General features: G+C 66.2%; 13 protein-coding genes and 1 tRNA gene. 9 read left to right on the forward strand and 5 right to left on the reverse strand.

The window, feature by feature from the left end:
• Positions 1 to 722: 722 nt before the first annotated feature.
• A complete protein-coding gene (locus RVX_RS15465) occupies positions 723 to 1328 on the forward strand; it encodes a hypothetical protein (protein ID WP_116308062.1) in 606 nt (201 codons plus the stop codon).
• A gap of 138 nt (positions 1329 to 1466) precedes the next feature.
• Complete coding sequence (locus RVX_RS15470; protein WP_116308063.1) at positions 1467 to 2807, forward strand: EAL domain-containing protein; 1341 nt, start codon at positions 1467 to 1469, stop codon at positions 2805 to 2807.
• A 324-nt stretch (positions 2808 to 3131) separates the two neighbouring features.
• Here RVX_RS15470 and RVX_RS15475 read toward each other — a convergent pair whose 3' ends face one another.
• A complete protein-coding gene (locus RVX_RS15475) occupies positions 3132 to 4340 on the reverse strand; it encodes a DHH family phosphoesterase (RefSeq protein WP_116308064.1) in 1209 nt (402 codons plus the stop codon).
• A 100-nt stretch (positions 4341 to 4440) separates the two neighbouring features.
• Positions 4441 to 5304: a cobamide remodeling phosphodiesterase CbiR gene (cbiR, locus tag RVX_RS15480; protein ID WP_116308065.1), complete on the reverse strand. Its 864-nt coding sequence runs from the start codon at positions 5302 to 5304 to the stop codon at positions 4441 to 4443.
• Between the two features lie 243 nt (positions 5305 to 5547).
• On the opposite strand from cbiR, the gene RVX_RS15485 reads away from it, so the two are divergent.
• The gene (locus RVX_RS15485) at positions 5548 to 5697 is read left to right on the forward strand and encodes a hypothetical protein (protein ID WP_007524573.1); all 150 of its coding nucleotides are present in this window, start codon (positions 5548 to 5550) and stop codon (positions 5695 to 5697) included.
• A 219-nt stretch (positions 5698 to 5916) separates the two neighbouring features.
• Here RVX_RS15485 and RVX_RS15490 read toward each other — a convergent pair whose 3' ends face one another.
• Positions 5917 to 9594: a UvrD-helicase domain-containing protein gene (locus tag RVX_RS15490; protein ID WP_116308066.1), complete on the reverse strand. Its 3678-nt coding sequence runs from the start codon at positions 9592 to 9594 to the stop codon at positions 5917 to 5919.
• Positions 9595 to 9916: 322 nt separating this feature from the next.
• Between RVX_RS15490 and RVX_RS15495 the strand changes: the two genes are divergently transcribed.
• Positions 9917 to 10870, forward strand: a complete 954-nt coding sequence (locus RVX_RS15495; protein ID WP_116308067.1) for a tRNA1(Val) (adenine(37)-N6)-methyltransferase — start codon at positions 9917 to 9919, stop codon at positions 10868 to 10870.
• Between the two features lie 48 nt (positions 10871 to 10918).
• On the opposite strand, the gene RVX_RS15500 is transcribed toward RVX_RS15495, so the two are convergent.
• The gene (locus tag RVX_RS15500) at positions 10919 to 12736 is read right to left on the reverse strand and encodes a chloride channel protein (RefSeq protein WP_116308068.1); all 1818 of its coding nucleotides are present in this window, start codon (positions 12734 to 12736) and stop codon (positions 10919 to 10921) included.
• A 252-nt stretch (positions 12737 to 12988) separates the two neighbouring features.
• A complete protein-coding gene (locus RVX_RS15505) occupies positions 12989 to 13933 on the reverse strand; it encodes a bifunctional riboflavin kinase/FAD synthetase (RefSeq protein WP_116308069.1) in 945 nt (314 codons plus the stop codon).
• A gap of 402 nt (positions 13934 to 14335) precedes the next feature.
• On the opposite strand from RVX_RS15505, the gene RVX_RS15510 reads away from it, so the two are divergent.
• The 5 genes from RVX_RS15510 to RVX_RS15530 all read left to right on the forward strand — a co-directional run bounded on the left by RVX_RS15510 (position 14336) and on the right by RVX_RS15530 (position 19035).
• Positions 14336 to 14422 (forward strand) — tRNA-Leu (locus RVX_RS15510).
• A 343-nt stretch (positions 14423 to 14765) separates the two neighbouring features.
• Positions 14766 to 15704 carry a glycosyltransferase family 2 protein gene (locus RVX_RS15515; RefSeq protein WP_116308070.1) on the forward strand — a complete coding sequence of 313 codons (939 nt, stop codon included), beginning with the start codon at positions 14766 to 14768 and terminating at the stop codon, positions 15702 to 15704.
• Positions 15705 to 15727: 23 nt separating this feature from the next.
• Positions 15728 to 16870: a glycosyltransferase family 4 protein gene (locus RVX_RS15520; RefSeq protein WP_116308071.1), complete on the forward strand. Its 1143-nt coding sequence runs from the start codon at positions 15728 to 15730 to the stop codon at positions 16868 to 16870.
• Complete coding sequence (locus tag RVX_RS15525; protein WP_116308072.1) at positions 16848 to 17963, forward strand: glycosyltransferase; 1116 nt, start codon at positions 16848 to 16850, stop codon at positions 17961 to 17963. Before RVX_RS15520 ends, RVX_RS15525 begins: the two co-directional genes overlap by 23 nt.
• A gap of 31 nt (positions 17964 to 17994) precedes the next feature.
• A complete protein-coding gene (locus RVX_RS15530) occupies positions 17995 to 19035 on the forward strand; it encodes an SDR family NAD(P)-dependent oxidoreductase (protein ID WP_116308073.1) in 1041 nt (346 codons plus the stop codon).
• Positions 19036 to 19073: the final 38 nt, after the last annotated feature.

The following is a 19073-nucleotide window of genomic DNA, read 5'->3' on the forward strand; positions in this document are numbered from 1 at the left end:
ATCCCCCGTGTACCGGGTACTGCTGATGCGGCAGCGTCGGGCTGCGGGCCGGGGTTGCCTTGCGGCGTGCCCGGCCTTTGGGGCACACGCTCCGGGGCGCGCCGCGCGTAACGCGCCACCGGAAAAAAAGAGAAAGGGGCCGCCGGCTTTTCGCCCGCGGCCCCTTGAGTCTTCGTGTGTTTACACCTTCGTCAGATGCTTACGCACGCTCCATGCGGCCACGGGCTTCTCCATAGCTAAAAAAGTACCAAAAGTAATAGTTGGTACGGAAAGCGGTGGTGAAGGTGGCGGAGGTGGAAAGCATCTTGAATGATGTCCTTGCGGAAATCCGGTTTGGTGTCCCGACGTTATCCGTTTCAGGTGTTTCGTGAAACCTACGCCCGCCCCGCGAAAGCTGTCAAGCGGAATATTCGGGGCAATCCCGTTTTTCCACGGCTTCAGCCTTGTCCTATTTTACGTTTTTGTTTCTTCAAACACTCATAGCGTATCCAAATTTGTAATTATAACACCTGGCACATTGCCATCCACCCCGCCGACTCACCCGCGATGCCTTGAAATTCAGCACGTTGCCGCCGTTGGCCCCTGTTTTGCTAACTTCCCGGCATGGTCACGTGGACGGCTTGCCGCCGTGCACGCCCCCCCACCCCGGTTGCCCGCCGGAAAGGGGACCGGACATAACAGCAACCATAGGGCCTCCGCCGCGACCGGCACGGAAAGACGCCATGCACCCCGCACACCGCCATACGCCAGACAGCCCCGCACCCCGCCGCCGTGGCGCGGCCCGCGCCACGGCCCTGGCCCTGCGCGACCACGCGGACGTGCTGCCCTTCCTGCGCGCGGAACCGTACGGAGACCCCGCCATACCAGCGCCGCCCGCGGGCGCCGGACGTGCCTGCGACACGCCCGGCCACACCTCGCGCGGCCTTGCGCCGGGGCTCTCGTGCCTTCTGGCGGCCGGGCTGGGCGTGATTGCCGCCGCCCTGCCCGGCGACCCGGCCCGCGTCGTCTGCGCGGCCATGGTGTGCGCGTGGCTGGTGTTCACTATGCACGTGGCCGCCGCCTCGCTGCGCAGCCTGTTGCGCGCCCCGGCGGATGTCGACGCCCGCAACCTTGATGTCTTGCTGCACGCCCGCGTGCACGCCGCCCCCCAGGTTGGGGACGGCATCTGCGCGACGGGCGGTGGATTTCCGCCGGAGGCCCTTGGCGCACACACCGCGCCAGGCTTCGCGGTTCCTTCCGTGCACCGGTCCGCCGGGGGGAGCACCCTGCCGCTCCACCTGCAACCCGGCAAGATCGCGCACGGTTCCTCGCCTTGGCGAAGGAACTGACAACGGCGTGAACGGGCGGCGACACCCCAGCAACCCCCGCCGCCCGCACCCTCCGCCGGACCGGGGCACCCTTCCCCCGCCCGCCGCCCCGGTCCGGCCCTTTTTGCCCGCGCGCCGCCGCGCCCAAGAGACGACCACATGATCGCCACGACCACGGCGCGCCCGGCCTCTCCCTCGCCCGCCGAACCGCAGAGCCACACCCCTTCCGCCGCACGTCCAGCGGCGCACGGCGGCACGCCCGCCCGCGAAAAGGGCCACCCCCCGGTGCCTGGCCTGGCCATCGCCGACGTGTTCACCCTGTTCCAGCCGCTGGTCTCCGTGCGCCGCAACGCGGTTGTGGGCATGGAGGCATTGAGCCGGGGCCGGGTGCCCGGCGGCGCGGTGATGCCCCCGGACATCATGTTTTCCACGGCGGCCGCCCACGGCGGCGCGCTGGAACTGGACCGCCTGTGCCGCGAGCGGGCCTTTGCCGCCTTTGCGCCGCTGGTGCGCCGCAGGCCGGAACTCCTGTTGTTCGTGAACATCGACACCGCCGTGCTGCGGCGCGGGGTGGTGGGGTCCGGGCACATCCAGCGGCTGGCCGAGTCCGCGGGCATTAGCCACAACAACGTGGTGCTGGAAATCGTGGAATCGCAGGTGGACGACACCGACGCGCTGATGGATTTCGCCGCGCGCCACCGCAAGCTGGGCTTCCTGGTCGCCCTGGACGACGTGGGCGCGGGGCATTCCAACCTGGAACGCATCGCCGCCTTGAAGCCCGACGTGCTCAAACTGGACCGATCGCTGGTGTCCGGCCTGCCCGATTCGTTCCACCGCCAGGAGGTGGTGCGGGCGCTGGTGGGCCTTGCCCGGCGCATCGGGGCCATGACCGTGGCCGAAGGCGTGGAGCACGAGGCCGAGGCCGCCCTGCTGATGGACCTGGGGGCCGACGTGATGCAGGGCTTTCTGTTCGCGCACCCCTCGCCCGAAGGCGCGGTGGCCGAAGGCGGAACGGCCATGCACAACGTGGCCCGCGCCTATGCTGCGCTCACCCTGGCCCAGGTGGAGGAAGAGGAACGCCGCGTGGCCACCCTGCGCGCCGCCGTGCACCGCCTGCGCGAGGACCTGCACCGCGCCTGCCCCGGTGATTTCGATGGGATACTGGCCGGATACCTGAACGCGGAATCGGCCCTGGAATGCCTGTACGTGCTCGACGCCTCGGGTCGGCAGATATCCGACACCGTGTGCAACCCCTACCGGCTTTCGGCCAGCAGGCGGTTCATCTACCAGCCCGCCCGGCGCGGCACCGACCATTCGCTGAAGGAATATTTCCTGCCCATGCGCAGCGGCATAGAGGAGTGCCTGACCGCCCCGTACATTTCACGGGCCTCGGGCAACCTGTGCGTGACCCTGGCGGTGCGCTTTACCGATGCCTCTGGCACGCCCCACGTGCTGTGCGCCGACGCGGGCCGCCCCGACCGCAGGCGGCGCGGGGCGTAGCACCGGCGGCCCGGCCCCCCTCCCGCAGGACGGGCGGCCCATCGGCCATGCGGGGCACCCGGCCATGGTTGCTTTCCCTTCCCTCCGCGCGCAAGGCCGCCCCCCGGACCCCCGGAGGGCGGCCTTGCCATATGCGCGCGGGCAGGCGGCATGACGGCGGGGAACCGCAAACCGCCCCGTGAACGAGCGCGATTGCACGCCATGGGGCATGGCCGCACGCAGTTGGATGTGACCGTACGCGAATCGGCGCGGTGCACGGCAACGCTGGCCCGCAAGGAAAGGGAAAAATACTGGGAGTAGGACGAAATCGCGCGGCCGGGGCCGCTACTTGGCGCCCGTCCCCACGGGCGCGTCCGGTGCGACTGCCGCAACGGGCACATCAGACACTCCGGGCACACCGGGCACATCAGACACACTGGGCGCCCCGACAGGTGCGGCGGCCGTGCCTGCGGGCAGCGCCTTGACCGGGGCCTTCTGGGCGGGCTGCGCGGCCACCTTGGCGTCCGGCTTGACGTCCGGCTTGGCGTCCGGCTTCGCCTCGGGCCTCACCTTGGCCCGCTTGCGCGGGGCCAGCAGCCGCTTGTAGATGAAGAACTCCACGTTGCGGCCCTCGGCGACGGACAGGGGAATCTCGGCGCGGGCCATGGCCCGGTGCCCCCCGGCCGAGCCCACGTCGCCGAACTGGAGATTGGCGTAACGGCCAAGGTCGCGCCCCATGCCGTCGCCGCGCAGGATGACCACGATGGTGTCGTGGTACACCCCGCACACCGCCGCCCAGCGGATTTCGTGCACCCGCATGAAGAAGTCGGCGATGACCACCAGGATGTCCGGGTTTTCCACCTCGCCCACGTACACGTACTGGCCGGTGCCCAGCTTGTGCATGCTGATGAACGCGCGCGAGAAGTAGTCCAGCCAGTGCAGCCGAAATTCGCTGCGCACGATGCGCGACAGCAGGGCATGGTCCGCGAACTTGGTCAGGTAGCGGTAGGCGCGCATGTCCACGTCGCAAAAAGCGCGCTCGAAGCTGGCGGTGTCGGTCTTGATGCCGAACTGCAACGCCGTGGCCAGCAGCTTTCCGGGCCGGATGCCGAGATTGTACAGGTACTCGGTCATGACGGTGGAGGTGGCCCCGTAGTCGTTGCGGATCTCCTTGAAGTCGGCCACCACCGGGTGTTCCTCGCTGAGGGGGTGGTGGTCGATGACCAGGGAAAAGTGCAGGTCCTTGAAGGAAGGGTGGTGGTGGGGCTGCGAATCGACCACGGCGAAACGGTCGAACTGGGCGGCCAGCGTGGGGGTAAGCTTGACCATGGGGATGCGCAGGTAGCGGGCCATGGCCAGGTTGTCGGGCCGGGTGATCTCGTTGACGCGGGCGATGGCCACGTCGTCCACGCGGTGGATCATGATGCGCTTGAGCGCCAGGGCCGAGGCCATGGCGTCCGGGTCCGCGTTGATCACGATGAGCCAGCGTTCGGCGCGGTCGAGCAGCTCCAGCAGATGGGTGAGCTTGGTCTCCAGCTTCCTGAAGTAACTCATGGTTTCCTCTCGGCCCCGGCCACGTAAGCGTCCGCCGCGCGCGGCGCGCGGCGCTGTGTCCTGTTGCGAAATCCTGCTGAAGGTTGTCGCCGCCGCCCGGCTACCCGGGCGGTTCCGGCACTTCCGGCATCCCCGCCACTGATCGGTCTTCCGGCGCACCGGCGGCCAGCAGGCGGTCCAGCACCGGCAGCGAGGCCAGCACCCCGTCCCAGGCGAATACCTCCACCGTAAGCACCGCATCCGGCGGCAGGGCGGGCAGCACCCCCGCGGCCCACGCCGCCTCGTGGGGCGTCAGCTCCGTGAGGGGGCGGTGGCGATCCATGCCGCCCGGCGCGTGCACGTGCGCCATGCGCACCCGCGCCAGCAGCGCGGCGGATGCGGGCAGCCTATGCTGACCGTAGGTCAGGACATGGCCCATGTCCAGACACACATTGCAGTTTCCGTCGGCGATGGCCGGAATCAGGTCCACCAGATCCTGCCCGGCGATGTTTTCCAGCAGCAGGTCGGCCGGATCGCGCCCGTGGCGCGCCCATGCGTCCAGAAACACGCCCAGCAGCCGGGCTGGGCCGGACGGACCGGCAAAACCCGCCGCATGGGCCTGTTCCGGCGTGGGTGGATGCAGCACCGCGCGCCGCGCGCCCAGAAAGGCCACCCTGTCCATCAGCAGGGCGCAGACGCGCGCCGCGCTGGCGCCGGGCGCGCCATGCGGGCCGTGGCCCCACGCAAGGTCCACCGGAAGGTGGGCGTGCCAGGACAGGGGCAGCCCGGTCATGGCCGGAGGCAGGTCGGCATCGGTGTAGGCAAGGCAGGCTTCGGCCTCGAACAGGCACAGCCCCACCTCGTGCACTTTCCCCGAAAGAAATGCGCAATTATCATGGACATTGCCGGAAATAACCCACGAGGGGGCCGCCACGGTTCTGGACAGAAGCCGAGGCGATGCGGTAAGGGCCTGCGGAACGTGCATGCCGTTCCGGTTACGGGCTTTCCGCCCGCCGGGCAAGCGCGGCCCGGCAAAAATGTGCCGCCCGCGCCCGGCGGAACGCCGGTTTCCCGCCGTCCGCCCACGTCCGGCCATGCTCGACGGACGCGCCCCTTCCGCAAGGTGCCGTCACCATGGACCACGGCCCGCCACGGCATGCGGCATGCACGGCATACGTCGTTCCCCCGTCAGACTTCGGTTGACCACGGCGGGGAACAGGAGACTTTGATGCGCCACGTGAAGCACTTTCTGCAGCACCGTTTCAATCCCCTGCACGTGTACTGTCGCCTGCGCGACGCTGGCCTCAGCCCCCGCGCGGCGGGCCGGGTGTCCGGCCTGTACGAGCGCTACGTGTACAGGGTGTGCTGTCCGCTGTAGACCCTGCCCCCGCCGCCCGGCCAGTTGTGCGCATGCCGGGCCACGCGCGACGGCGCACTGTCCGCGACGCCTTCCCCTTCCCCAAAAAAACACCACGGCCCGGCATGACCGGGCCGTTTGCTTTCCGAGTTCTTGGCGAGGGGTGCACCCCGCGCGAACGTCAGGGCCTTCGTGCCCCGAAAAACCGAAGCAGCGCGCAGCGGCACCGGCCTGCCGGGTCTACAGCAACGGCAGCTGCCGCTCCTTGCGCTTCTGGTGCTGCACCAGCATGGAGCGGCGCAGCCCCTCCAGCGGCACGTCGTCCAGGAAGCGCGACGGCTTCAGGCGCAGTTCGCGGCCGTACAGTTGGCGGCGCGCGGCGCAGCTCAGGAACAGCCCCTCGGAGGCACGGGTCATGCCCACGTAGAGCAGGCGGCGTTCCTCGTCCACGTCGCTGCGCGCCTCCGGGTCGGGCTTGCCGGTCAGGGTGCCCGCCCCGGCAAAGGGCATGATGCCGTCCTCCAGCGCGGGCAGGAACACCGCGCGGAATTCCAGGCCCTTGGCCGCGTGCAGGCTCATGATCTGCACCTTCTCGCTCCCGCGCCGCACCAGTTCCAGCTCGCTTTGCAGGCTGATCCAGTTCATCAGCCCGGCCCATCCGCCGTGGGTGTCGTAGGAGCGGGACAGCGCCCGGAAGGCCGAGGACTGCCAGAACAGGTCGTCGAAGGGCGGGGTTTCGCGCAGGTAGGCGGCCACGCCCAGCGGCCCCCTGGCCAGCACCTTGGGCGGGCAGTCCACCTCGGACGGCGTGCCGCGCGCGGGAATTTCCACGTCGGGCCGCAAGGGGACCTCGCCGCCGTCCGGCAGGCCGGAAACGGCCGCGCCGGAATCCTCGGCATCGTCACCTTCCTCGTCGTGCGCAAGGGAGGCATGCAACTGCGCCGCCGTCAGCCCCAGCCGGTTTGCCAGCGAGGGGTGCACCCCTTCCGCCATCAGGCGGCGGTGGCTGAGCCCGGCGGGCAGTGCCGGACCGCCAGACGCGCCCTGCGGCGACGTGGAACCGATGCCCAGCATGCGCCCGGCCGCGCCCAGGATGAGCGCCACGCGCTGGTCGGTCCAGAAGGCTTCGGCCTCTGGCACGGCGCAGGGCACGCCGAAGCGGGTCAGGGTGCGCTGCAACTGGGGAATCAGCGATTTCACGCGCACCAGCACCGCGATGTCGCCGGGGCTGAACCCGCCCTCGTCCAGCACCGTGCCCCGGCGCGAACTGCCGTGCCCGGCATCCAGCAGCGAATGGCTGGTGGCCCCGATGAGCCCGCGAATCTGCTCGCCGATCCAGGCCGCCTCGCCTTCCGCCGTGGGGGCCTCGAACAGGTGCAGTTCGCCGGGCAGATCGCGCGCGGCGCGCAGCGGGCCGCAGGCCGAGCGGCCCCGCATCAGCCCCCCCGCGAAGTCGAGGATGCGGGCCGAGGAGCGGTAGTTTTCCTCCAGCGCGACCACGGAAAGGTCGGGCCACGCCTCGCGCAGGAAGGCGGCCACGTCGCCGTGCGCCCCCCGGAAGCCGTAGATGGACTGGTCCGGGTCGCCGATGCCGAAGAAGCCCGCGCCGCCGTGCGGGGCCAGCGCCCGCACCAGGGTGAGCTGGAGCGGCGAAAGATCCTGGATTTCGTCCACCAGCACGTGCCGCCACGGGCTGGCGTAGATGTTGTTCTGCATCTGATCCAGCCAGAATTCCAGCAAATCGGTGTAGTCGGCCAGGTTCCACGCCGCCTTCTGCTCGGTGTAGCGGGCCAGCAGGGGGGCATGCTCCACCAGGCACGAGCGCATCTTCTCGCGGCACACCCCGATGGCTTCCCACGCCTCGCGCAGGCGCTGGGCGGGCTCGTCGGGGTTGGCCTCGGCGAACACGCGGCGGGCCGCCTCTTCCGAAAGCAGCACCGGCGGGGTGGGCGTGGCCCGGTGCCAGTATTCGAAGGCGAGGGCGTGCAGGGTGTCGGTGCGCGGCAGGGGGGCGTCCTCGCCAAGGGCGGTCGCCAGGCGCTCGTCCATTTCCGCCGCCGCGCGGCGGGTGAAGGTGACGGCCAGGATGCGCCGGGCGTCGATGCCCGTTTCCGCCAGGTGCAGCACCCTGCCGACGAGCGTGCGGGTCTTGCCCGTGCCGGGACCGGCCAGCACCAGCACCGGCTGGGGGCCTGCGGTCAGGGCGCGGCGCTGGGCGGGGTTGAAGCGCATGGATGCGCCCTCGGGGGGACGGGGCGCGCTGAGCGCGGCAAAGGCGGGCGGCGTTGGGCCGTCGTCGCCGTCCGCAAGATCGGGGGCATCGATGGAGCCAGGCGTGGGCGCGGGAGAAAATTCGAATTCAGGCTCCGCAGCGGGGCCAGCTGACGTGCCGGACGCCGTGGCGGTGACCGGAACAGGGGCCCTGCGCCCCTCCCAGGCCGCCATGGGGCCAGACTGAACAGCCGGGCCAGCTTGGCCAGACGGGCCGGAAAGGGCGTCCAGCAGCGAGGGGCGGTCCGCCCCCTTGGCCTTCTTGCCCTTGCCCGTGGCGCTGGCGGCGGCCTTTACGCCATCCCCGCGCGGGGCGGCGGTCATGCCCATGCCCTCCAGCAGGGGCAGGCCGCCCACCACCGAACGGCGCTGGATGGAGGCGCGCTCCTTGTCCGTGAACACGCGCACCACGCCGTACTCGCCGTCGTAGCCGGACTGGCGCAGCACCTCGCGCCGCCGCATGCGGGCAATGCCTTCGCCCAGCGGCTCCCAGAACCGCGACAGCTCGGCCTCGGGCACGTCCTGCAGGATGTTCAGTTCCGAGCCGAATCGGGCAATGCAGCGGGCGTGCTGCTCGGCCACCTTGCGGCTCTTGGCCCCCACGCCCAGCAACTCGCCCAGGATTTCCGGCAGCGGGATGAGCGAAAGATAGCCCTGCTGCCCCGGCGACTGGATGGGGGTTTCGCGGTCGGCCAGTTCCACCACCCGGTGCAGCACGCCCACGGTCACCGGCTTGCCGCACACCGGGCACAGGCCGCCACGGGCGCGGGTTTCGCGCGGCTCCATGACCACGCCGCACTTGCGGTGGCCGTCCAGGTGGTATTTGCCTTCCTCCGGAAAGAATTCCAGCGTGCCCAGGAATCGCCCGCCGATGCCCTGCCCCTTCAGGCTGCGCAGGATGCTTTCGTAGCCGATTTCGCCGGAGAACAGGTTGGCCTCGCGCCCCAGGTTCTCGCCGGAGTGGGCGTCGGAGTTGGAGATGAGCGCGAAGCGGTCCAGTTCGCTCCACAGCCAGTTCATCTCCGGGTCGGACGACAGGCCCGTTTCCATGGCGAAGATTTCGGACGACAGGTCGCCGAAGCATTCCGCCACCGAGTCGAAGCCCGATTTCGAGCCGAACAGGGCGAACCACGGCGTCCAGATGTGCGCGGGCACCAGAAAGGCCTGAGGGTGCGTTTCCAGCACCATTTCCAGCAGGTTGCGCGAGTCCAGGCCAAGGATGGGCCGCCCGTCGGACTCGATGTTGCCCACCTCCGCCAGGCGGCGGGACAGGCGGTCGGCGGCGTCCATGTCGGGCACGTAGACAAGGTTGTGCACCTTGCGCACCTTGCCGCCGCGCTTGTAGATGCTGCTGATTTCGGCCTGGAGCATGAACAGGGTGCGCCCGGCCAGCGGCTTGCCCGCGTATTCGGGCAGTTCGGCGTCCAGCCCGCGCGGGTCGCGCAGGCGGTACAGGCCGCTGGCCTCGTCCAGCACCAGCTGCTCGGCCAGTTCCGCCCGCCACTTGGGGTGCGTGAAGTCGCCGGTGCCGAGCACGTCCAGCCCCTTCACCCGCGCCCACGCGGCCAGATGGCGGGCGTTGAGCCGCCCGCTGGTGGCGCGCGAAAAGCGGGAGTGGATGTGCAGGTCGGCCCGGAACTGCTGCATCGGGCGGGCTCCTGTGGGGCTGGCCGGACGGGACGGGCGGCGCGGAAAGGGCCACCTAGTCCGGCTGGTGTGCTACGGGCCGGGTTGCGCCGGGGCAAGGCCCCGGTCCGCGAACGATGGACCGCGAGAAGGCCGGGGATTGCGTGGCGGACCCCGCCGCACGAATCCGGCCCGTGACCTTTTGTCTATCAAAATAGACTAGCTTGGCAAATGGGTTGGCGAACAGGGCCACCCCGCCCGACTGTCGGTTGGTTACCAGCCCGTTGCCGACCCGGTTGCCCGCCGGGTTGTCAACTGGGTGCCGCCCGGATAGCCTGCGCCCATGAACAACCCTGCCGCAGAACCCCGCCCGGACGCCATGCCGCCTGCCCCGAAGATGGTCGAGCCCGCCACACTGCCCGACGCCATCCTGCAGGCCCGCGCCCTGTTCCCGCGCGGCCTGGCCCAGCCGGAAGGCAGCTTCCGCTTTTCCCTGGACGCCCTGCTGCTGGCGGCGTTCGCGGGAGAGGGGTTGACGGGAATGGAAAGGAAACCTCGCCAGAAGGGCGCAATTGCCCCTGATGCGCGGGCCATGCCGGGTCACGGCAAGGCGCTGGCCTTCGCGGACCTTGGCGCCGGGTGCGGCGTGGTGGGGCTGGCCCTGCTGCTGGCGCAGCCGGGCCTGACAAGTGCGGGCCTGACAAGTGCGAGCCTGACGGGTACGGGCATCGAGATCGACGGGCAAATGGCCGACGCCGCGCGGGACAACGCGGCGCGATTGGGGCTGACGGAACGCTTCCGGGTGCTGCGGGCCGACCTTGCCGCTACCGCCACGTCAACGTCCGACGCCCTGCCCAAGGCCGGGTCCATGGACCTGGTGGTGGCCAACCCGCCCTACCGGCGGCACGGCTCGGGCCGCCCCTCGCCCAGCAGCCAGCGCACCCGCGCCCTGTTCGAGACGCCAGAAACCCTGCCCGCCTTCGCGCGGGCTGCGGCGCGCCTGCTGCGCGCCCGAGGCCGCAGCTGCTGGGTATACGGGCCGGACCGCTTGCCCGACCTGCTGCAGGAGCTGCGCACGGCGGGGCTGGAACCCAAGCGGATGCGCTGCGTCCATTCCCGTGCCGACGGGCCGGCCACGCTGGTGCTGATGGAGGCCCGCCGCGCGGGCAGGCCCGGTCTTGTGGTGGAGCCGCCGTTGGCCCTCCACAGGGGGGAAGGGGCGGCCACGGCCCTCACCGACGAGGCGCTGGCCTTCTGCCCCCTGCTGGCGTGCAACGCCGGGGGGCATCGGCGGTAGGCCCGGCCAACAGGCGGGACCGACAGGCGGGACCGACAGGGCGGCCTCCTACTGATCCTCCCGCAGCGCCTTCAGCGACTCGCTGTACGCCCGGAACAGGTCGGACCGTTCCAGAAGGCCCAGCACCTGTTCCTCGTTGTCCTTGGAGACCACGGGCAGTTGCGAAAGGTCGGTCTCCACGAAGGCCAGCAGGGCGGTGTACAGGTCGTCGTCCTCGGTCAGGGCGGTCAGGGGGCGAGCCAGGTCGCCCGCCAGCACGAGGTCGAACAGGTCCGCCTCGTACAGGATGCCGCGCACGTCCTGCACGGCCAGCAGGCCGTTCAGCCTGCCATGCATGCCCCGCACCGGAAAGGTGAACGCCTGGGTGCCCGCGATGATGTCCGTGAGGGCCTTCAGGGTCACGTTCTCTTCCACCACCGCCACCCGGCCACGGGTGTAGCAGTCGCGCACGCGCATGGTGGCCAGCAGGTTCACCGTGGCGTCCTGAAGGTGGGCGGGCGACTCGAACTTGTTCTCCACCTGGTTTTCGTACAGCGCCGTGCGCCGCCCCAGCAGGATGCACACCGCCGAGGACAGCATCAGCGGGGCCAGCAGCCCGTAGCCCTGGGTGAGTTCGCAGACCATCACCAGCGGCCCGATGGGCGCGTGGGCGATGCCCGCGAAAAAAGCGGCCATGCCCACCAGCACGTAGCCGCCGGGCTGGGTGACCACGTTCGGCTGGATCTCTTGCGCCGCAAAGCCCACCACTCCGCCGGTCATGCCGCCCACGAACAGGGCCGGGGCGAACATGCCCCCGCTCATGCCCGAGCCCAGGGTGACGGCGGTGGCCAGCGTCTTGCCCAGCAGTATCGTCACCATGGTGACCACCGGCAACTGGCCCAGGATGGCCTGCTCTATCCAGCCGTAGCCGTCGGAGAGCACGGGCGGGTACAGGATGCCGAACAGGCCCATGAGCACGCCGCCGAGGGCCGTGGTCCACATGATGCCCACCCGCGCCCGCAGCTTGCCGAACACGGAATACTTGAGCACCCGGAAGGTGCGTACGTAGGCCCAGCCCGTGGCCGTGCAGGCCAGCGAGAGCAGCAGGTACCAGGGCAGTTCCAGCACCGAGGTGAAGCTGAAGCGGGGAATGCCGAAGATGGGCGCGGTGCCGAACACGAAGGTGAACAGCGAATAGGACACCACCGACGAAAGCACGGCGGGCAGCAGGGCCTCCGACTCGAAGTCCTCGCGGTACAGCACCTCGATGGCGGTCAGCGCGCCGCCCAGGGGCGCGCGGAACACCGCGCCCAGCCCTCCGGCCGCGCCCGCCAGCATCAGGATGCGCCGCTCGCGCGGGGAAAGTCCCAGGCGCATGGACAGCCACGAGCCGATGCCCGCCCCGATCTGCGACACCGGCCCCTCGCGCCCGGCGCTGCCCCCGGCGGCGATGGTGCAGATGGAGGTAAGCCCTTTCAGCAGCGGAGCCCGCCTGCGGATGACGCCCTTTTCCGCGTGGAAGGCGCGGATCATGGCGTCGGTGCCGTCGGTCATGCCGTCGAGGCTGTTGGGCAGAAAGCGCTGCACCAGCCAGCCGGTGACCAGACCGGTAATGCCGAGCGCCGCCACGATGACCCAGGGCCGGTAGATGCGCGCGGCCGATTCCGCGTGGCCGAACAGGGTTTCCCCGGCCGGGGCGGGCAAGGACAGCCCGGCCCAGACCACCTGAATGTAGTGCTTGCCCGCCTCTATGCCCAGAAAGAACAGGATGGCCGCGCATCCGGACAGCAGGCCCAGCCCCATGCCCAGTACGCCGAGGCGCACGTAGGCCACGGTGCGGTACAGGCGCAGGAATTCGTGCACGGGTTTCTTGAGCATGCGCAGCATGGTGCTTCCTTGGGTATGGCGCTTCCAGTCCCGATGTTTCCGGACTCGCGGTAACGCGTGCACGCCGTCAACACACAGGGGCGCTGTGCGTTACGGCGGCATGCGGGCCGCGCGGCGCGGCACACGGCCGGGCGCGGCGGGGCGAAAAATCCACAAGGTCGGCGAGTCCGGCCGATACGGCGGTCCGGCGGATCCAGCCCAAGCGGCAGAACGCAGAGCAGGCCCTGGCGGGGGACGCATCCTGCCGGAAGGCTACAGGCGCGCGTCGGGCGCGGACAGTATCTGCCGGGCCAGGTCCACGTCGCGGCGGATCTGGGTCACCAACTCGTCCAGGCCGGAGAACTTGCGCTCGTCGCGCAGGCGGTGCACGAACGAGACGCGAATCTCCCAGCCGTAGATGTCGCGGTCGAAATCGAGGATGTGCGTTTCCACGCTGAGCCGGGCGTTGTCGAAGGTGGGGTTGTAGCCCACGTTGGTCACGCCCTGGTACACCTGCCCGTCGATCTGCACCCAGGTGGCGTACACGCCGGGCCTCGGCATCAGTTCGTCGCGCGGCTCCATGTTGGCGGTGGGAAAGCCCAGCAGCTTGCCGCCCCGGTCCATGCCGCGCACCACCTTGCCACGGATGGCGTAAAAGCGGTCCATGAGCGGGCGCACGTCCCATACGTCGCCCGAGCGGATCAGGTCGCGGATGCGGGTGGAGCTGACCACGGCGTCGTTGATGATCACCGGGTCGAGCCGTTCTGTGGCGAAGCCGTACTGCGCGCCCAGACGCTGGAGCAGTTCGAAGTTGCCCTTGCGCCCCTTGCCCAGCGAAAAATCGTAGCCGATGACCAGTTCGCGCACGTGCAGGGCGTCCACCAGCACGCGGCGCACGAACTCTTCCGGCTCCTGCGCGGCCATCTCGCGGGTGAAGCGCAGCATCAGGGTAAGGTCCACCCCCAGCGCCTCGAACAGGTCCAGCTTCTTCTCGTAGTCGGTGATCAGCGGGGGAGTGTGCGGCCCCACCAGCACCCGCAGGGGATGCGGGCAAAAGGTGACCACCACCGAGGGCACGCCGAGCGCGGCGGCCTTGGCCATGACCCGCCCGATGAGCTTGCGGTGGCCGTTGTGCACGCCGTCGAAGTTGCCGACGGTGACGCAACTGCCCCGCGAAAGGTCGAGGCCGATTTCCTGTAGTTCGCGTGCGATTTCCATGAATACTCGTGACGGCGGAATGGTGCGCGGCGCGGCGGCCGGGTCGGGCCGGTAGTGGCGGCCCACGCGGCGGAGTGCGGAGCGGCGGACGGCTGCCCGCACTGGCGAAACAGCGTGCGGATGCCCCCGCCGGACGGATGGCCCTGAAGCCCGCCCGTGCGGCCCGGCAAGGTTCCTCCGCGCCGTTTCGTGCTACCCCAAACGGCCCGCGGGTTCAAGGGCGGCAGGGGCGGACCGGCCGATGCTCCCGTCCACGGGCCAGCCATGCCGCGGCACCGCCATCCTCCGGGGCGGGGCGGCGCGCCCCCTGCGTGCCTTCCTTTAAGGCGCACACATATTTCGGCACGTTCGCAAAAAACTGCTTGCCAAGCACGCCGCCATGCGGCTATACGACTTCTCCGCGCCGAAGTGGTGGAATTGGTAGACACGCTAGGTTCAGGGTCTAGTTCCCGCAAGGGAGTGGGAGTTCGACTCTCCCCTTCGGCACCACGAGAATAAAGGGCCGCAACCCACGTTGCGGCCCTTTCTCTTTGCCCTTTACGCGCACTCGCAACCCCCAAGCGGCCCTTCCCGTGCGCGTCACGCAGGATACTGGCCCACCACTCTCCGCTGGCGGGTGCCAAATATTGACGTTAGTTACCAGAGCCTGTAATTTTTCAGAACATTTTAAATTATTGCCCACGCAAACTAATAAAGGTTACAGACAGTTCGGCACCATATACCATGAATGACTGCCCGCCGCAGAAAGCCTGCAACTTGACCCACAAGTGATGCATGCCCCCATTGCGCCAGCATGACGGGCAGCAACTCATACCTGCTCTAGAGAAACCATATGAAATCATCGCTCCTGGATGTCGCTGTTGTCGTCCTGAACTACAACGGCTGGGAGGACACTATTGCGTGCGCAGAAAGTCTCCTTCTGCTTTCACCATCGCCACGCTTTATCATCATCGTTGACAATGCATCGACAAACAAATCAAAGATTCACATTTCAGAATGGATGAACAATAAATCCGGCAGTATACAGTTCAAATCCGCCGATGCGAATACTGCACTATCGACATCATTTAAACCTGCCCGCATCAATCTTGTCACTGCAGACAAGAATCTTGGCTATGCTGCGGGGAACAACATAGGCATCAAGATAGCCATGCAGCACGGCGCCAAAGCTGTGTGGATATTGAACAACGACACTCTGGTTTTCCCAGATACGCTTGGCGCACTCTGGACCCGACTCAACAACGCCCCCCGACCAGGATTGTGCGGTGCCCTGGTACGATACTTTGACGAACCAAATGTCGTGCAATGCATGGGGGGCGGGCGAACAAGCCGCGCAACGGGACTATCCACCTTGGCGGGGCAAGGCTATTCTGTCGACCAAGCCAAGGCTATCCCCACAGAAGAAGTGGAAAAAAACATCAACTTCATATACGGCGCTTCCGTACTTGCATCACGAAATTTTATTTCAACAGTTGGACTGATGGATGAACGCTACTTTCTTTATTGCGAAGAGCAAGACTGGGCGTTCAGCGCCAACGGAAAATTCAACATATCGTACGCAAAAGATGCAGAAATCCTTCACCGCGAAGGACGAAGCAGCACATGGTCGCGCAAGCATCGCTCCCTCATTGGCTTTTACAGAATAGCGCGAAGCAGAATACTTCTGGCTGCGAAGTTTCATCCTTGGTTTATACCAACCGTAATGTTCTCTTTAATATATGCGTTAGCCAGACTTGCAGCACGCTCTTTAGTAAAAACTAAATCCTCCTAACCTTCCAAAGAATCGACAAAACAATGGCACGGATAGCGTATCTATCATTCTCAAAGCTACCATCAATGACAGCAAATTCCATACACGTGATGCGTATGGCGGCTGCCTTCTCCGACATTGGCCTCGACGTGCACCTTTTTGCGCAAAGAGGCCTATGCTCCGAAACGGACATCTTCAAATACTACGGAACTCGAAAAACCTTCACCATACACCAAAAAAATTTAGCTGGGTTTCCAAAAATAAAAGTATTTATGTATTCCGCAGCATGCGCTGCACACGCGGCGCTACTGCTGAAAAAAAACGACATATACTACGGAAGAGACCCTCTCGCACTCGCGCTGCTCGGCGCGACAGGCATACCTGTCGCGTACGAAACGCACGGCCTCCCCCCCACCCCACTCGCGCGACGCGTTGAGAATTTCCTCATGAAGTCCGGAGGGTTCAAAGGCATAGTGGCCATAAGCAACACGTTGAAGCGATACTACCTAGCGAACCATCCGCGCCTTTCACCGCAAGACATCCTTGTGGCCCATGATGCGGCTGACGATACCGGCCCACCTCCTCCACCGCCCCATAACACCAGCGGAAACCGACTGCGCGTGGGATATGTGGGCAGCTTGTACCAAGGCCGTGGTATTGAGCTCATCCTTTCGCTGGCTGCGCGACAGCCCGATGTGGACTTCGTACTTATAGGCGGCCCCCCTGAACAGATCGCCCACTACAAAAAGGGACAGCCTCCGAACAATGTGCTCTTTCTTGGGCACATCAAACCGGCTGAAATACCAGACACATATGGGAACATGGACATACTTCTTGCCCCCTATGCCCACAAGGTACACATACATGGAGACATATGTGACACCAGCGCCTACATGTCCCCCCTCAAAATCTTCGAATACATGGCGGCAGGGCGCCCCTTCATTGCCTCGCGCATGCCTGCCATTGAAGAAATAGTCCAGGACGGAGAATGCTGCCTGCTGGCCGAGCCGGAGGACGCCGAGGACTGGGACCGGGCTCTGGCCACCCTAAAGGACTCGCCTGAATTACGCGAGAAATTGGCGTTGCGGGGAAGGGAGCGCTTCCTGAGGCACCACACGTGGAAAATCAGGGCCGCGAACATCCTGTCACACCTGGAGAGTTGCCATGCCAAAACCAGACAGGCGTGAAGTCACGTTCGTACTCAACACGCTCGGCACCGGCGGCGCCGAGCGTGTATGCCACACGCTGTCATGCGCACTTGCTTCAAGGGGGTGGGCGGTAACCATCGTCACCCTGTTTCAGGATGAGCCCATCGCCTTCGGGCCGCTGCCGGATTCCGTCAGACACGTCGCGCTGGACTGCCGCCATGCGCGCACCAGCCTTGTTCCGCTTGCCGCATACATCCGGCGCCACCAACCAAAGCTCGTCGTGCCGTGGATATATGGCCTGGCTGTTGCCCTGACGCTCATCCGCGCCGCAGGCCTCGGAAACTTTATTCTTCTCCCGCGGAACGTGACGGCCATGAGCGCCTATTGCCGATCACAGCGTTCCTTATGGCAACGTAAACTCGCCCCGGCCATAGCCAGGGCCATCTACGGGCGGGCCGACCACTACATAGCTCAATGCGGCAAAATGAAAGAGGAAATGGCTACAGAGTGGGGAATAGAGAGGACTCGCATTTCAGTTATTCCCAATCCTGTGGCTGAATGTTATCTAGCCCCTCTACCAAGCACCGCCCAACGGGCAACACCGCCCGAGTTGCTTTTCGTGGGCCGTCTGCAGCCCCCGAAAGGCATTGACAAGCTAGTGGAAGCATTTGCCCGTGCACGGCAACTACGCCCGAATCTTGTCTTGCGCATTGTTGGTGATGGCCCGGACCGCACCATGTTAGAGCGGCGCGTCAGGGACCTGGGACTTTCCGGTTCCGTAATCCTCGAGGGTTGGCAGCAAGGCCTGCGACCATACTACCTCAAGGCCAGCGCCACCCTGCTGACCTCGGACTGCGAGGGTTTTCCCAACGTGCTGCTGGAATCTCTGGCTTCCGGCACTCCGACAGTCGCGTTTGACTGCCCCACCGGCCCGCGAGAAATCATCCGTGATAAACGCGACGGATTCCTCGTCCCCCCGGGCGACATTCAATATTTTGCCGAACGCTGCGTCGAAGTGCTGGAATGGCCCCCCTTGGAACAAGACCGGCGTTTCGCGCCAGACGTGATAGTCGATAGCTACGAAACACTATTTTCCGACATGCTTACCCGCAGCGCGCTGCAACGACAGTAGCAAACACATCCGCACCACGAGGCCAAACGTAATGACACTTCCCGTATCGATACTGAAAAACAAACACGTTCTCATAACTGGCGTTTGCGGCACGATCGGCAATGAATTGGTTCGCCAGATACTGGGAACAGGAGCGCTAGGAATTCGCGGGCTCGATCACAACGAGACAGGAGTATTCAATTTACAAGAACAATACAGAGACGAGCCCCGTTTCACAGGCATCGTGGGAAACGTGGCCGATAGCAAGTCCGTGCACAATGCCATGGAAGGCATTGACATCGTGCTTCATGGTGCCGCCCTCAAGCATGTATATCTTGGCGAGCGCTGCCCCGACGAAATCATCAATACCAATGTACACGGTGTACAGAACATTATCCGATCTGCCGTTTCACACAACGTCGAGCGTGTTGTGTTCATGAGCTCGGACAAGGCGGTCAATCCCACTAGCATCATGGGCACCTCCAAGCTCATGGGAGAACGACTGATCACCGCAGCCCAGGGGCACGGGCGCCGCACCATTTTTTCGGCCACCCGCTTCGGAAACGTTCTCGGATCCAGCGGCTCTGTCGTGCCCGTGCTGCTTCGCCAAATCCAAAACCGGGCGCCGCTCACATTGACCGACCCCGACATGACGAGATTCGTCATGAGCAGACGCCAAGCCGTGCAGCTTGTGCTGTCCGCGCTGCAACTGGCCTTGGGAGGGGAGGTCTTCGTAACGAAGATGCCAGTCCTGCGTATTGTCGATTTGATTGAAGCCGTGCGCGACCTGTATTGCTCGACGTGCGGCATTGTCCCCCAGGAGATACCCATCACTGTGGTAGGCAAGCGCCCTGGCGAAAAGTTGTATGAAGAGTTGATGAGCAGCGAAGAGCTCGGCAGGGCATACGAAACCGAAGACTTCTTCATCGTCAGGTCCGCGTTTCAGCCAGAACTGCCTGCGGCCGACGCCTATGGCGGCAACACCACCCGCCCGCATTATGAGTACAGATCAAACCTCGAGCAGCCAATGCCTCTGGACGAAGTCGCGGCGTACCTCCAACACCACAACATCATCGAGGACGCAGAGCTTTAGCCAGCCAACCGCTCACCAGCAGCGGCGCACCAACCCAA

It is taken from the genome of Nitratidesulfovibrio sp. HK-II (assembly GCF_003402415.2).
GTDB lineage: Bacteria > Desulfobacterota > Desulfovibrionia > Desulfovibrionales > Desulfovibrionaceae > Cupidesulfovibrio.